Source organism: Enterobacter sp. BRE11 (assembly GCF_031844285.1).
Taxonomy (GTDB): Bacteria; Pseudomonadota; Gammaproteobacteria; order Enterobacterales; family Enterobacteriaceae; genus Pantoea.
This window is the reverse complement of the sequence record NZ_JAUZUX010000008.1, coordinates 192,344-206,755: the sequence shown is the minus strand read 5'-3', so window position 1 is coordinate 206,755 and position 14,412 is coordinate 192,344. Positions and strand designations below refer to the sequence as shown.

Sequence of the window (14,412 nt, the reverse complement as noted above, 5' to 3'; positions counted from 1 at the left end):
ATGATGACGTCGCGCCCTTTTATTTCGACCTGCCACGCGCTCTGGCTGTGGCTCAGGCTGCTGTGGAAACGCATCGACCAGGACAACATGACGACGCAGGCCGGCAATCTGGCCTTTGTCTCGCTGCTGGCGCTGGTGCCGCTGATCGCCGTGGTCTTCGCGCTGTTCTCCGCGTTTCCGGTCTTTTCGGAAGTCAGCGTTCAGCTGAAAAATTTCATCTTTGCCAACTTTGTGCCAGCGACCGGCAACGTGGTGGAGCGCTATCTGAATCAGTTCGTGGCCAACGTGCACCGTATGACGGCGCTGGGCGCGATAGGATTGATTGTCACCGCGCTGCTGCTGATGCATTCGGTCGATACCGCGCTCAACACCATCTGGCGCAGCCATAAAAAGCGCCCGCTGGTTTACTCTTTCGCTGTCTACTGGATGATCCTGACGCTGGGGCCGCTGCTGGCCGGCGCCAGTCTGGCGATCAGCTCTTATCTGCTCTCGCTGCGCTGGATAAGCGCCAGCGGCGTCTACGGCGTGATCGATCAGGTGCTGAGAGTCTTCCCCTTGCTGCTCTCCTGGCTCACGTTCTGGCTGCTTTACAGCATCGTGCCGACGCGTAACGTGCCGTCGCGCGACGCCTTGATCGGCGCGCTGGTGGCGGGCGCGCTGTTCGAACTGGGTAAAAAGGGCTTTGCCCTCTATGTTACGATGTTTCCTTCATACCAGCTGATTTATGGCGTGCTGGCAGTTATTCCAATCCTGTTTCTCTGGGTCTACTGGACCTGGTGTATTGTGTTGTTAGGCGCGGAAATTACCGCGACGCTGGACGATTATCGCCAGCTAAAACACCAGGAAGGCGAAAAAGAACGAGAGGTTGCATGATTGCGTTGATTCAACGAGTACTTAGCGCCAGCGTTAGCGTGGATCGCGCGGTGGTAGGCGAAATCGGGCCTGGCCTGCTGGTGCTGTTAGGCGTAGAAAAAGAGGACGATGAGAAGCGCGCCGAACGGCTGGCTGAAAAAGTGCTGGGCTATCGCATTTTCAGCGACGAGCAGGGAAAAATGAACCTGAGCGTCCAGCAGGCGGGCGGCAGTGTGCTGGTGGTGTCGCAGTTTACGCTGGCGGCGGATACGCAAAAAGGCATGCGTCCCTCTTTTTCCGGCGGCGCGGCGCCCGCTGAAGCAAACCGCCTGTATGACTATTTCAGCGACTGCTGTCGTCGCCAGGGCGTAACCACCGCCAACGGCCGCTTCGCCGCCGATATGCAGGTCGCGCTGGTCAACGATGGCCCCGTTACCTTCTGGTTGCAGGTGTGAGTCTGGCAGCTGAGCGGCACGGGACTGGCCACGCAAGCTCTGAACGAGAGAACCACTTTATGTATCATCTTCGGGTACCGCAAACGGCGGAAGAGCTGGATATGTACTACCAGTTCCGCTGGGAAATGTTACGCAAGCCGCTGCGCCAGCCGCAGGGCTCCGAGCGGGACGGCTGGGACGCGCTGGCGCATCATCAGATGGTGGTGGACGAGCACGGTCAGCCGGTGGCCGCCGGACGTCTCTATATCAATGCCGATAACGAAGCCTCGATTCGCTTCCTTGCCGTGCATCCGTCGGTGCAGGGGAAAGGGCTGGGCACGCTGGTGGCGATGACGCTGGAATCGGTGGCGCGGCAGGAAGGCGTGAAGCGCGTAACCTGCGCCGCGCGCGAAGACGCGGTCGAGTTCTTCGCCAAGCTGGGCTACCTCAATCAGGGAGAGATCACCGCGCCGCAGACCACGCCGGTGCGCCACTTCCTGATGATTAAGCCGGTGGTAACGCTGGACGATATTCTGCATCGCGCTGACTGGTGCGGCCAGCTGCAGCAGGCCTGGTACGACAATATTCCGCTCAGCGAGAAGATGGGCGTGCGCATTTTGCAGTTCACCGGGCAAAAATTTATCACCACCATGCCGGAAACCGGCAACCAGAACCCGCACCACACCCTGTTTGCCGGCAGCCTCTTCTCGCTGGCGACCCTGACCGGCTGGGGGTTAATCTGGCTGCTGCTGCGCGAGCGCCATCTTGGCGGCACTATCATCCTGGCGGACGCCCATATTCGCTACAGCAAGCCGATCGCCGGACGTCCCGGTGCAATTGCCGATATCGGTTCGATGAGCGGCGATCTGGATCGCCTGGCGCGCGGACGCAAAGCGCGCGTGCGCCTTGAAGTCGAGCTGTATGGCAATGAGGAGCCGGGCGCGGTATTTGAAGGGGTCTATATCGTGCTGCCCGCCGATCCCGACGAGCCGCTGGAAGAGGGCGGGTCCGGCGCGCGCATCAACTAAATCACTAGGGCTGATATGCGGCCCTGGTGCACTCTTTATCTGACTTCGCCCGCCTGCATCTGCTGCTCAACCTGCTGCGTGTCGGTACGCAGCGAGAGCGAGCCGCTCGCCGAGGATTTCAACGGCGCGTTCGCCTTGAGCGAGGCGTTGAGCTGAAGCTGAAAATTGCTCGGGCCGCTCGCGGGCAGCGCAGGCCAGCCCCAGTTTTGCAGTATCCCTGCGGGCACCGCCTGGCCTTTCAGCGTCAGCGCCACCGGCCGATCTGGCTGCTGGCCGACGCTGGCCGATCCTTCCAGCAGTCCATTACCGCTAAAAGCGCTCATCTCTGTCACCTGGATCTGCCGATCGTCGGCGATAAGAGAGAGCGACGGATGGCGCAAGTCGACGCGGTTAAATGTCGCCTCGGCGGCGTTAAGACTCAGCTTGCCTGACCAGATCCCCCACTGATGCTGACGCGCCAGCAGCAGATTTTCGCCGCTGCCCTCCAGCGAGGTCATCTGAAACGGAAACGCCGGATTGATATCGATGATCAGGTTGCGATTAGAGGTGAAGCGTCGCACCTCCAGCGAATCGAGCCAGGTCAGCAGCGCCGCCTGCCAGCGATCGCGCCACGTTTCCGGCAGCGTATATTCCAGTCCGGCGACCGCCAGATTATTCAGCGTCAGGCGCTTGTCGCTGCGGCTCCAGCGGCCGTCGGCGCGGATCACGCCATTGGCCCAGCGCGAGCTAAACTGGGTCAACGCGATACCCTGCGGCGACAGGTCGAGATTGAGGATCGGATCGTTAAGCTCAAAGCGTCCGTTGATAAAGTTGCTGGCGTTCAGCGCGATCGAACCGTCGTCGCTGCGCCAGTCATCGCCTTGCCAGGTCAGGTTTTTCAGCGTCAGATCGAGATCGGTAACCGCCCAGTCCGGACCCTGCAGGCGCGCATCGGTCATATCCAGACGATTAATGGTAACGGAAGGCAGCGCCTGAATTGGCCGCAGGAAGTCCGTCAGGCTCTGGGCGGTTTGCAGGCGAATATCGTTGAGGCGAAGCTGGTGGATCAGCCAGTTGCCCTGCGCGTCGCGCTCGGCGCTGCCGGTCATCGAACCGCGCGCCAGATCGGCGCCGACGTTGCTGAAGAGCATGCGACCCTGCGCTACGCTGCCCTGAATCAGGACGTTAGCGCCCGACACCTTGTTCAGCGTCAGGCCGCCAGCGCTCATCTGAAACTGCGCATCACTGCCCAGCATGCTCTTCGCCGTGGGTTTCCATGGCATAACGCCGCCGTTTACCCGCTGAGCCGTAAGCGGAAGCGGCGAGTCTGGACTGTCTATGCGCATATTATTCAGCTGCAGACGTCCTGCCTGGAAAGGCAGCGCGTCGCCAGGCGTCAGGTTTGCCAGATTCACCGCGCCGTCGCGCAGCTCGATGCTGCCGAAGTGCAGCGGATCGCTGAACTGCAGCAGCGCGAATCCGAGATCGACGCGCTTCGCCACCACGGCGGCTGGCTGGCCGTCATGACCAAAGGTAACGTTGTCGAGAATGATGTGCGAAGGCGAGGAAAAGTTGTGCTCTATCTTACTGATGGAGAGATGCCAGGCCGTTTTATCGCTCACGTAGCGGCTGAACCAGCCTGCGCCCCACTGCGTCTGCAGCAGAACGTAGATCACCACCAGGGTCAGCACCAGCAGCAATAGTACCGTAAGAAAAAATTTTCCAAGAAATTTCATTGTATCCATCCCGCCATCTTTCCGGTCAGTGCTTGTTATGCCTGAATTACCGTTGTAGCTCAACAGCCTGGATGTAAATACGAATAAATAGCAGAGGCGGGCCGCCGCCCGCCGGAGAGGTTACTTTTCCTGCGGAAAGATCAGGTTCAGCACGATGGCGGTGATGCCGCCTGCGGCGATGCCGGAAGAGAGCAGGGTCTTCAGCCAGTCTGGCGCGAACTGCAGGATCAGCGGCTGCTGTGATACGCCCAGCCCGACCGCAAGCGACAGCGCGATAATCATAATCGCACGGCGGTTCAGCGGCTCGCGCGACACGATGCGTACGCCGGAGGCGGCGATGGTGCCGAACATGACGATGGTCGCGCCACCCAGCACCGGTTCCGGAATATGCTGCACAAAACCGCTCACCGCTGGAAACAGACCCAGCACGATCAGCATTAGCGCGACCACAAAGCCGACGTAGCGGCTGGCGACGCCGGTCAGCTGGATAACGCCGTTGTTCTGGCCAAAACAGGAGTTGGGAAAGGTATTAAACAGCGCGGAGACAAATGAGTTCAGCCCGTTCGCCAGCACCCCGCCTTTCAGACGCTGCATATAGAGCGGACCGCTCACCGGCTGCTCTGAAACATCCGAGGTCGCGGTAATATCGCCGATCGTCTCCAGTGAGGTGACCATAAACACCAGCATCAGCGGCACCAGCAGGTTCCAGTCGAAGCCCAGCCCATAATAGAGGGGCGTCGGCACTGCGACCAGCGGCTGGCTGGTCGGCGCGGCGGTTGGCGGCAGCATATCCATCAGCCAGGCGGCGAGATAGCCGATCGCCATGGCGATAACCAGCGACGCGACGCGCAGGTAAGGATTGCGCTGACGGTTGAGCACGATGATCACCGCCAGCACCACGCCCGCCAGCAGCAGGTTTTTCGGCGCGCCGAAGCTGTGATCGTTCATTGCGGCGAAGCCGCCGCCAATAGAGGTCAGGCCGACCTGAATCAGCGACAGGCCGATAATCATCACTACAATGCCGGAGACCAGCGGAGTGATAATGCGGCGCGCCAGGTGTAGAACGCGCGACAGCACCATTTCAGTACAGGAGGCCAACATCAGCGTGCCGAACAGCGCCGCCATCATGGTCGGCACGTCGGCGCCGCCGTTTTTCAGCGCCATGCCGCCCATAATCAGGGGCGTGACAAAGTTGAAGCTGGTGCCCTGAATCGACAGCAGGCCCGAGCCAATCGGGCCCCAGGTTTTAATCTGCAGTAGCGAGGCGACGCCGGAGGCGAACAGCGACATGCTGATAATGTGCTGCGTATCCTGCGCAGGCAGGCCCAGCGCCTGACAAATCAGCAGCGCGGGCGTGATGACCGCCACAAACATCGCCAGCAGATGCTGACCGGCGGCAAACAGCGTTTGCGGCAGCGGCGGACGATCCTCAAGACGGTAAATCAGTTCGCTCTGGCGCGGCGGCGTCGATGTCGGGTGTGTGACGTCTGGTTGATTAACGGACATAAAGTGGCTTCCCGGTCTGTGAAGAGGGGGATTTTAAACCGCTGATGGCTGAAAGCAATCGTTTGCCAGCCTTTATCTTATGCGCGTCCAGGCGCAAGCGCAGTCAGATCAGAGAGGAGAGGGAATCAGACGTTGGTATAGCGTGCAGTTTCCGGCAGCCAGCGCTCGATCAGCGCCTTCGCCTGTTCAGGATAGTGCTGGTGGATATGGCGCGCCACACGCTGTACTTCCGGCACCATCGCCTGATCGCGCAGCAGATCCGCTACCTTAAACTCGGCGTTGCCGGTCTGGCGCGTGCCCAGCAGCTCGCCCGGACCGCGAATCTCCAGATCGTGCTGGGCGATGACGAAGCCGTCGTTGCTGTCGCGCAGCACCTGCAAACGACGCTGCGCGGTTTTGCTCAGCGGCGCTTTGTAGAGCAATACGCAGTGCGACGCCACTGCGCCGCGCCCGACGCGTCCGCGCAGCTGATGCAGCTGCGCCAGCCCCAGGCGTTCCGGATTTTCGATAATCATCAGGCTGGCGTTAGGCACGTCGACCCCGACTTCAATCACCGTGGTCGCCACCAGCAGCTGCATCTCATTGGCCTTGAAGGCTGCCATGACCGCCTGCTTCTCTGCAGGCTTCATGCGGCCGTGTACCAGACCAATATTCAGGTCGGGCAGCGCGACTTTCAGGGCTTCCCAGCTCGCTTCCGCTGCCTGTGCCTCCAGCAGATCGGACTCTTCGATCAGCGTGCAGACCCAGTAAGCCTGGCGGCCATCCTGGCAGGCGTGCCGCACGCGGGCGATGATGTCATCGCGGCGGCTGTCGGGGATAGCGACGGTGGTGACCGGCGTACGGCCCGGCGGCAGCTCGTCAATGGTCGAGGTATCGAGATCGGCGTAGGCGGTCATCGCCAGGGTGCGCGGAATCGGCGTCGCGGTCATAATCAGCTGATGCGGATGGAAGCCCTGCTCTTCGCCTTTCTCCCACAGCGCCAGCCGCTGATGCACGCCGAAACGATGCTGCTCGTCGATAATCACCAGCGCCAGGCCGTTGAACTGCACCTGCTCCTGAAACAGCGCATGCGTGCCGACCACCATCGCCACCTGTCCGCTGGCGATCGCCTCCTGCTGCGCCTGTCGCGCTTTGCCTTTCTGTTTGCCAGCCAGCCAGCCGACTTCGATGCCCAGCGGCGCAAACCAGCTGCGGAAGTTACTGGCGTGCTGCTCTGCCAGCAGCTCGGTGGGCGCCATCAGTGCCACCTGTTTACCGTGGGCGATGACGTCGAGCGCCGCCAGCGCCGCGACCAGGGTTTTACCGGATCCCACGTCGCCCTGCACCAGGCGCATCATTGGGAAATCGTTGGTCAGATCGCGCTCAATCTCCTGCACCACGCGTTTTTGCGCGTTGGTCGGTGAGAAGGGCAATGCAGCCAGCAGTTTGTCGCTCAGCGTATGGCGCGGCGCCATCGGCAGCGCGTAATAGCGCTGCGCGCCGGCGCGTACCGCCAGCATGCTGAGGTTGTGCGCCAGCAGCTCTTCCAGGATCAGACGACGCTGCGCCGGATGGCGGCCATGCTCCAGCTCGCTCAGGCGCAGGTCCGGCGGCGGACGATGCAGCGTGCGCAGCGCCTCCGGCAGGCTAATCAATCCCTGCGCCAGCTCCTGCGGCAGCAGTTCGGCGATCGGCACGCTCTCCAGCAGCGTCAGCGCCTGATCGGTAAGGCTGCGCAGCGTGGCCTGACGGATACCTTCGGTGGTGGGATAGACCGGCGTCAGGGTCTCTTCCAGCGTAACCGGACTCTGCTCGCCCTGAACGCGATACTCGGGGTGAATGATTTCCGCGCCGCGCTGGCCGCGCTTGATCTCGCCATAGGCGGTGACGCGACGACCCGGCGCCAGGCTGTTCTTCATCCCGGCATTGAAGTTGAAGAAACGCATAGTGAGCACGCCGCTGCCATCGCTGATCTGACATACCAGCATGCGGCGTCGGCCAAAGGAGATGTCCGACTGCAAAACCTCGCCCTCTACCGTGGCCCAGATGCCGGGCAGCAGATCGTTAATGGCATAGAGTTGGGTGCGGTCTTCGTAGCGTAGCGGGAGATGGAGCAGCAGATCCTGAATGGTATGCAGGCCGAGCTTAGCCAGCTTCGCCGCCTGACTGGCGCCGACGCCGGTCAGGGTACTGAGCGGTATGGCATCCAGCAGGCGGCCTTTCATTTCTTTTTCCCCGTGGCCTGCATGCTGGCCCACCAGTCGGCGTCAGCTTCCACTTCGCCCTGAGCGTTGATATGCGGATAGGGCAGACCTTTCTGCTTCGCCACGCGCGCCAGCACCGGATAGCCGCCTTCGAACAGCAGGCGCTGTTGCTCCTCTTCGTCCAGCAGGCTGTGCTGGCGCTGATAGAGTCCGGCGTTCTGCCGCTGGCGCTGCGCTTCGTAAAGGATCAGCGCGGAGGCCACGGAGACGTTCAGCGACTGCACCATGCCGACCATAGGAATAATGATGTCGCGATCGGCCAGCGCCAGCGCTTCGGCGGTGATGCCTGTTTTTTCCTGACCCATCAGAATGCAGGTCGGACGGGTGTAATCTATGTCGCGAAAATCGACCGCTCTGGCCGACAGGTTGGTCGCCAGCACCTGCATGCCGCGATCTTTCAGGTGGGTAACTGCCTGGGCGATAGTACGGTGAGTTTTAACTTTCACCCAGCTGTTGCTGCCGGCGGAAGCGGAAACCATGGTGCGCATCCGCTCGCTGGGCCAGACGGCGTGCACTTCGTGAATGCCCACCGCATCCGCCGTGCGGATCACCGCCGATACGTTGTGCGGTTTATGCACCTGTTCCATACAGACGGTGAGGTCGTGCTGGCGAAGCGCCAGCATCTCCTGAATACGAGCGAAGCGTTGGGCGTTCATGCGCTAGTTACGGTTTCGGTGGACTTTGATCACGTCCGGCATCACGCGAATTTTACGCATAATGTTCGCCAGATGGACGCGATCGTGCGCGGTCAGGCGGATAAACGCGCTGTAAACGCGGCCGTCGCGCTCTTCGGTATTAAGGCTCTGGATGTTCGAGCCTGCGGTATTGATCGCCGCTGTCAGGTTCGCCAGCGCGCCCTGATGGTTGAACATGTCGACTTTAATCTCCGCCACGAACTCCTGATCGGTGACCTTATCCCACTCTACCGGCATGAATTTTTCCGGCTCTTTCTGGTAGCCGCGAATATTTCGACAGGATTCGTGATGCACCACCAGTCCCTTGCCGGGGCTGACGTGGGCCACGATGGGATCGCCGGGAATCGGACGGCAGCACTTGGCGAAGGTGATCAGGACGCCGTCTGCGCCTTTGATCGGCAGCTTGCCGCGTTTGCTGCTGCTCGGCGGCGTCGCATTGCTCGACTGCAGCAGGTTCTTCGCCACCACCACGCTCATGGCATTACCGAGGCCGATCTCCGCCAGCAGATCGTCCAGCGACGTCAGCTTCATGCGATCCAGCTCTTGCTTAATGTTCGCGGGCGAAATCTCCGCCAGCTTGCGGCTGCCACCAAGCGCGTGGCTCAGCAGGCGACGGCCAAGATTGACGGAGTCTTCGCGCTTGAGGTTTTTCAGCAGCTGGCGAATTTTGGCGCGCGCTTTGGAACTGACGACGAAGTTGAGCCAGGCGGCGTTGGGACGTGCGCCCGGCGCCGTAATGATCTCTACCGTCTGGCCGCTGGTCAGCGGCTGTGAGAGCGGATAGGGCTGGCGATCGACGCGCGCACCGACGCAGGCATGGCCGATATCGGTATGCACCGCATAGGCGAAATCGACCGGCGTCGCACCGGCCGGCAGCTCGACGATGCGGCCTTCCGGCGTAAAGACGTAAATCTCGTCAGGGAAGAGATCGGATTTCACGCTCTCGATAAATTCAAATGAGCTGCCCGCGCTCTGCTGCAGCTCCAGCAGGCTTTGCAGCCAGCGCTGGGCGCGGATCTGCGCGGTCGTGCCGCTTTCGCCCGCCTGTTTATAAGCCCAGTGCGCGGCGACCCCCATCTCTGCCATCTGATCCATATCTTCGGTACGGATCTGCACCTCGACCGGCACGCCGTGCGGACCGATCATTGAGGTATGCAGCGACTGATAGCCGTTGGCTTTGGGGATGGCGATGTAATCTTTCATCCGGCCTGGACGCGGTTTGTACAGGCTGTGCATCTGACCGAGCACGCGGTAGCAGGTGTCCACGTCCTTCACGATCACGCGGAAGGCGTAGATATCCATGATGGAGTGAAAACGCTGCTCTTTCAGCGTCATTTTGCGGTAGATCGAGTAGAGATGTTTTTCACGGCCGCTGACGCGGCAGGGAATGCCCGCTTCCTGCAGGCGTCCGTCGATTTCCGACAGGATCTTCTGAATCATCTCTTTGCGGTTGCCGCGCGCCGCTTTGACGACCTCTTTAATCACGCGATAGCGATTAGGGTAGAGCGCCTCAAAACCCAGCTCTTCCAGCTCGATTTTCAGGTGATGGATACCCAGGCGATGCGCCAGCGGAGAGTAGATCTCCAGGGTTTCCAGCGCGATGCGACGACGCTTGTCTGGACGCAGCGAACCCAGCGTACGCATATTGTGCGTGCGGTCGGCCAGCTTGATGAGAATGACGCGGATATCCTGCACCATCGCCATGATCATCTTGCGGAAGTTCTCAGCCTGCGCCTCTTTCTTGTCGCGGAAGGTCAGCTTATCCAGCTTGGATACGCCTTCCACCAGCTCCGCCACGCTTTTGCCGAACAGCTGCTCCATATCCTGGTAGGTTGCTGGCGTGTCTTCAATCACATCATGCAGCAGCGCGGCCATGAGCGTTTCATGGTCGAGCTTCATCTCCGCCAGAATGCAGGCAACGGCAACAGGATGGGTAATGTAGGGCTCGCCGCTGGAGCGTGTCTGTCCCTCGTGAGCATCACGTGCGACAAGATACGCTTGCTGGAGGCGCTTGATTTGCTCCTCCGGCAGGTATTTTTCAATCAGCTGATTGAGGCTTTCAAACAGATACAAGGTTGGCCTGCAGGTTGCTGTTAACGACGACCTTCAGCGATAGCGGTAACGGCTTGCAATTCAGCGGCTTCCTGCTCTTGCTGCTCCTGACGATCGCGCACGTCGAGGATCTGGTTAGTGATCAGGCCTTCTTCGATTTCGCGCAGGGCGATAACGGTGGCTTTATCGTTCTCTTCCGGAACCAGCGGATCTTTGCCGCCTACCTGCATCTGACGTGCACGGCGTGCAGCGACCAACACCAGGTCAAAACGGTTACCAATTTTTTCTACTGCGTCCTGAACGGTTACGCGTGCCATAGGTGTGCTACTCCACAGATGAAGAAATGACTGGGCATAATACTGAAACTGTCTTCAGACTGCCAATAGTTTGCTGATTAAAGCATCATGACGCGCCTTCTGGCGCCCCATGCGCAGGCGTTCAGCGCGGATGATGGTCTTCAGATCCGACAGCGCCAGATCGAAATCATCATTGATAATTAAATAGTCGTATTCGGCGTAGTGGCTCATCTCGGAGACCGCCTGCGCCATGCGGCGGGCAATCACCTCTTCGCTGTCCTGACCGCGGCCGCGCAGACGGCGGTCCAGCTCGTCCTGCGAGGGCGGCAGCACGAAGATGCTGCGCGCGGCGGGCATTTTCGCACGGATCTGCTGCGCGCCCTGCCAGTCGATATCAAGAAACACATCGACGCCAGTGGAGAGCACCTGCTCGATCGCTTTACGCGACGTGCCGTAATAGTTGTCGAAGACTTTAGCATGCTCGAGGAAGGCGTCTTCCGCGATCATCGCTTCAAACTCATCTTTTGAGACGAAGTAATAGTGTTCGCCATGGGCTTCACCGGGACGCATGCCGCGGGTGGTGTGAGAAACGGACACCTGCGTATCGTACAACGGTTGTGTCTTTAATAACGCCTGAATCAGGCTGGATTTACCCGCGCCGCTGGGGGCGGAAACAATAAAAAGCGTGCCTTGAGCCATGGTCTTCTTGAATTGAGTAAAGAGCGGAGTCGATTTCCTGCAAAGTATACACGGCTTAAGGCGGTCACGCAGCGTTTGCGCATGGCGCTGCGCTAAATCTTTTGCGGCGCGGCGCGTAAAGCCGCCTTTTCCAGCCTGCAAACGCCGCTGTTTTCTGCCTGTTCCCTTCCATTTTGCTGTTTTGGCCGTCGCTCCGCCAATTTCACGCCGCTTCAATAGGCGAAACGTCGAGGAGGCGCATTATGAAAGAGAGATTATACCTGCTGCTGTACCTGTTGCTGCTGGCTGCTGGCTCAGCGCAGGCGCTTTGTCCGGCATGGACGCCTGCGCGCGCCGGCGAGGAGATCGCCCGTCTGCAGCGGCAGCTGGAGCGCTGGGACCAGGCCTACTACCGCGATGGCCAAAGCCTGGTCCGCGATACGGACTATGACACGCTGCTGCAGCGGCTAAAAAGCTGGCAGCGCTGCTTCACACCCACCCACCCGACCTATGACTCGCAACTGCCTGCCAGCGGCAGGGTCGCGCATCCAGTGGCGCACACCGGCGTAAAAAAGCTGCGCGATAAGCTGGCGCTGGCGTACTGGATGCAGGATCGGCGCGACTTATGGGTGCAGCCGAAAATCGACGGCGTCGCGGTCACGCTGGTCTACGAGACGGGAAAGCTGGCAGCATTAATTAGCCGCGGTGACGGGCTGCACGGCGAATCCTGGTTAGCGAAAGCAGCTTATATTCCCGCCATTCCGCTGAAGATTAAGAGCGATGCGCCGCGAGTGGTGCTGCAGGGCGAACTCTTCCTGAAGATGACCGATCACCGCCAGTCGCGCGACGGCGGTAAAAACGCGCGGGCGCAGGTAGCGGGCGCGCTGATGAGTCAGACGCCTGGGCCGCTGCTGGCCGATATCGGCTTGTTTATCTGGGGATGGCCAGATGGGCCCGCTGGGATGGGTGATCGTCTGCGGCAGCTTGCTGACTGGGGGCTGGATCTGGCGCAAGCGTGGAGTCAGCCGGTACGGGATGAAGAGGAGGTCGCGGTCTGGCGCGAACGCTGGTTCAACGCGCCGCTGCCTTTCGCAACGGACGGTGTGGTGGTGCATCAGGCGATGCGCCCGGCCGGACAAAGCTGGATGCCTGGTGAGGGCGACTGGGCGGTGGCGTGGAAGTTTGAGCCGCCGGACGCCACCAGCGAAGTACGTTCGGTTGATTTTACCACCGGTCGCACCGGCAATATCGCTGTGGTGCTCACCCTTCAGCCGGTCGCGCTCGACGACAAAATTGTCCGGCGCGTGAACCTCGGCTCGCTGCGGCGCTGGCGGGCATGGGACGTTATTCCCGGCGATCAGGTGGCCATTAGCCTGGCGGGACAGGGCATTCCTCGTCTGGAAAGGGTGATCTGGCGAGTCGCAGAACGCGACTACCCGCAGCCACCGGATGCTGAAAGTTTTACGCCGCTTAGCTGCCTGAGCGCTACGCCCGCCTGCCGCCAGCAGCTGCTGGCGCGGCTAAGCTGGCTAAGCCAGAAATCGGTGCTGGATATCGCGGGTGTGCAGCGCAGCACCTGGCTGCGGCTGCTGGAGAACCGCGCCATGTCGCATCTTTTCTCCTGGCTGACGCTGACGCCGGAGCAAATCGCGCAGAGCTCAGGCATCAGCCCGACGCGCGCGCAGCAGCTCTGGCATCGGTTCAACCTGACCCGTCAGCAGCCACTGCGCCGCTGGATCGGCGCGCTCGGCATACCGCTGCCGCGCCTTGCGCTAAACGCCTTGCTGGACAGGAGCTGGGACGAGGTGCAGCAGCGCGACGTACAGCAGTGGCAGGCGCTGCCAGGCGTCGGCGCGATCCTGGCGCAGCGTATTCACGCCATGCTGCAGGACGCGCAGATACAAAAGCTGATCGCTTTTCTGCGACAGCAGGGCATTCCGGGTGAGGTCAGTGCTCCGGATGAGGGTAGTTGAAAACCGGCAGGCCAAGCCGGAAGCGCAGCGCCAGCAGGCGCGCCAGAAAGCCAAACAGCAGCGTAATAATTACCACAGCCTCATGTGCCAGCGAGGTTTTCAGCAACAGGATATAAATCCAGCCGGAGGCAAAGGCGATACCGGCATAGAGCTCTTTTTGAAACACCAGCGGAATACGATTACAGAACATATCGCGCAGCACGCCGCCGAATACGCCGGTAATCACCGCGGCAATCGCGGCGATAATCATCGCATGGCCGCTGTCCAGTGCCACCTGCGCACCAATAATCGAGAAGACCACCAGGCCTAACGCATCCAGCACCAGGAAAACTTTGCGCAGGTGGGTCATCAGCGGTGCAAGCCAGGTCGTCAGCACGGCAGCAGCAGCTACAATCATGATGTATTCCGGATGCTTCACCCAGCCGAGCGGGTAATGGCCCAGTAAAATATCCCGCACCGATCCGCCGCCAATTGCCGTGACCGACGCGATGATAATCACGCCGAACAGATCCATTTTGCGTCGTCCGGCGGCAAGCGCGCCTGTCATGGCTTCCGCCGTAATGCCGATAATATAGAGGACGGTTAATAACATAGCTGGCTCCAGAAGGTGGGCGGCAAGGCTACGGGGTGAGTAAAATCTCAGCAACTGAGAATTTCTCAGGCGATTGCTTCGCATCAGTTTAACTTATGACGGCCCGCGGAAAAACGCCGACGTAGCGGGAAGGTCAGTGTAGCGCGGCGGCGGCAGGATAAGAAAAACGAATTACCAACAGGGCAGGCAATGAAGCGAAGCGCTATTAAGGCGAGGCTATTGGGGAAAGCATGAAAGAGACCGCTTAGCCAGTCAGGAACATTTGGGGAAGAAATAAAAATATCGCGCGGATAAAAAGAAAAAAGCGTGCTGTCGCCAGCACGCGAATGCATCTTATCAGATGCCCAG

Annotated in this window: 11 protein-coding genes and 1 pseudogene; 4 read left to right on the top strand and 8 right to left on the bottom strand. The window is 60.4% G+C overall.

Features of this window, described 5'->3' with window-relative positions; all coding sequences use genetic code 11:
• Nucleotides 1-3: 3 nt before the first annotated feature.
• The 3 genes from Q9R34_RS10670 to fabY are packed head-to-tail and all read left to right on the top strand — an operon-like array spanning nt 4 to nt 2,314.
• A complete protein-coding gene (locus tag Q9R34_RS10670) occupies nt 4-873 on the top strand; it encodes a virulence factor BrkB family protein (protein WP_485893560.1) in 870 nt (289 codons plus the stop codon).
• Complete coding sequence (gene dtd / locus Q9R34_RS10665; RefSeq protein WP_485893537.1) at nt 870-1,307, top strand: D-aminoacyl-tRNA deacylase; 438 nt, start codon at nt 870-872, stop codon at nt 1,305-1,307. Before Q9R34_RS10670 ends, dtd begins: the two co-directional genes overlap by 4 nt.
• A gap of 59 nt (nt 1,308-1,366) precedes the next feature.
• Nucleotides 1,367-2,314 carry a fatty acid biosynthesis protein FabY gene (gene fabY, locus Q9R34_RS10660; RefSeq protein ID WP_033754253.1) on the top strand — a complete coding sequence of 316 codons (948 nt, stop codon included), beginning with the start codon at nt 1,367-1,369 and terminating at the stop codon, nt 2,312-2,314.
• A gap of 35 nt (nt 2,315-2,349) precedes the next feature.
• On the opposite strand, the gene Q9R34_RS10655 is transcribed toward fabY, so the two are convergent.
• The 7 genes from Q9R34_RS10655 to gmk all read right to left on the bottom strand — a co-directional run bounded on the left by Q9R34_RS10655 (nt 2,350) and on the right by gmk (nt 11,520).
• Nucleotides 2,350-4,029 (bottom strand): AsmA family protein, encoded by a 1,680-nt coding sequence (locus Q9R34_RS10655; protein ID WP_485893534.1) that lies wholly within the window; start codon nt 4,027-4,029, stop codon nt 2,350-2,352.
• 120 nt (nt 4,030-4,149) lie between these two features.
• Nucleotides 4,150-5,535, bottom strand: a complete 1,386-nt coding sequence (locus Q9R34_RS10650) for a nucleobase:cation symporter-2 family protein (protein WP_485893532.1) — start codon at nt 5,533-5,535, stop codon at nt 4,150-4,152.
• 125 nt (nt 5,536-5,660) lie between these two features.
• Nucleotides 5,661-7,739 (bottom strand): ATP-dependent DNA helicase RecG, encoded by a 2,079-nt coding sequence (gene recG / locus Q9R34_RS10645; protein ID WP_485893530.1) that lies wholly within the window; start codon nt 7,737-7,739, stop codon nt 5,661-5,663.
• Nucleotides 7,736-8,434 carry a tRNA (guanosine(18)-2'-O)-methyltransferase TrmH gene (gene trmH, locus Q9R34_RS10640; RefSeq protein WP_434126473.1) on the bottom strand — a complete coding sequence of 233 codons (699 nt, stop codon included), beginning with the start codon at nt 8,432-8,434 and terminating at the stop codon, nt 7,736-7,738. The genes recG and trmH overlap by 4 nt, the downstream gene beginning before the upstream one ends.
• Before the next feature lie 3 nt (nt 8,435-8,437).
• Nucleotides 8,438-10,546, bottom strand: coding sequence for a bifunctional GTP diphosphokinase/guanosine-3',5'-bis pyrophosphate 3'-pyrophosphohydrolase (gene spoT / locus Q9R34_RS10635; protein WP_434126471.1), 2,109 nt, complete (start codon nt 10,544-10,546; stop codon nt 8,438-8,440).
• A 20-nt stretch (nt 10,547-10,566) separates the two neighbouring features.
• A complete protein-coding gene (gene rpoZ / locus Q9R34_RS10630) occupies nt 10,567-10,842 on the bottom strand; it encodes a DNA-directed RNA polymerase subunit omega (protein ID WP_013511051.1) in 276 nt (91 codons plus the stop codon).
• A gap of 54 nt (nt 10,843-10,896) precedes the next feature.
• Entirely contained in the window at nt 10,897-11,520 is a 624-nt protein-coding gene (gene gmk, locus Q9R34_RS10625) for a guanylate kinase (RefSeq protein ID WP_033754269.1), read from the bottom strand.
• Nucleotides 11,521-11,762: 242 nt separating this feature from the next.
• Here gmk and ligB point away from each other — a divergent pair.
• Nucleotides 11,763-13,506, top strand: a pseudogene (gene ligB / locus Q9R34_RS10620) (NAD-dependent DNA ligase LigB); the annotation flags it as partial.
• Here ligB and Q9R34_RS10615 read toward each other — a convergent pair.
• Nucleotides 13,447-14,064 (bottom strand): trimeric intracellular cation channel family protein, encoded by a 618-nt coding sequence (locus tag Q9R34_RS10615; protein ID WP_033754272.1) that lies wholly within the window; start codon nt 14,062-14,064, stop codon nt 13,447-13,449. The pseudogene ligB and the gene Q9R34_RS10615 overlap by 60 nt on opposite strands.
• Nucleotides 14,065-14,412: the final 348 nt, after the last annotated feature.

Coding starts and splice junctions, on each gene's coding strand:
- Q9R34_RS10670 (WP_485893560.1), top strand. CDS start 4: ATGACGTCGCGCCCTTTTATTTCGACCTGCCACGCGCTCTGGCTGTGG.
- dtd (WP_485893537.1), top strand. CDS start 870: ATGATTGCGTTGATTCAACGAGTACTTAGCGCCAGCGTTAGCGTGGAT.
- fabY (WP_033754253.1), top strand. CDS start 1,367: ATGTATCATCTTCGGGTACCGCAAACGGCGGAAGAGCTGGATATGTAC.
- Q9R34_RS10655 (WP_485893534.1), bottom strand. CDS start 4,029: ATGAAATTTCTTGGAAAATTTTTTCTTACGGTACTATTGCTGCTGGTG.
- Q9R34_RS10650 (WP_485893532.1), bottom strand. CDS start 5,535: ATGTCCGTTAATCAACCAGACGTCACACACCCGACATCGACGCCGCCG.
- recG (WP_485893530.1), bottom strand. CDS start 7,739: ATGAAAGGCCGCCTGCTGGATGCCATACCGCTCAGTACCCTGACCGGC.
- trmH (WP_434126473.1), bottom strand. CDS start 8,434: ATGAACGCCCAACGCTTCGCTCGTATTCAGGAGATGCTGGCGCTTCGC.
- rpoZ (WP_013511051.1), bottom strand. CDS start 10,842: ATGGCACGCGTAACCGTTCAGGACGCAGTAGAAAAAATTGGTAACCGT.
- gmk (WP_033754269.1), bottom strand. CDS start 11,520: ATGGCTCAAGGCACGCTTTTTATTGTTTCCGCCCCCAGCGGCGCGGGT.
- Q9R34_RS10615 (WP_033754272.1), bottom strand. CDS start 14,064: ATGTTATTAACCGTCCTCTATATTATCGGCATTACGGCGGAAGCCATG.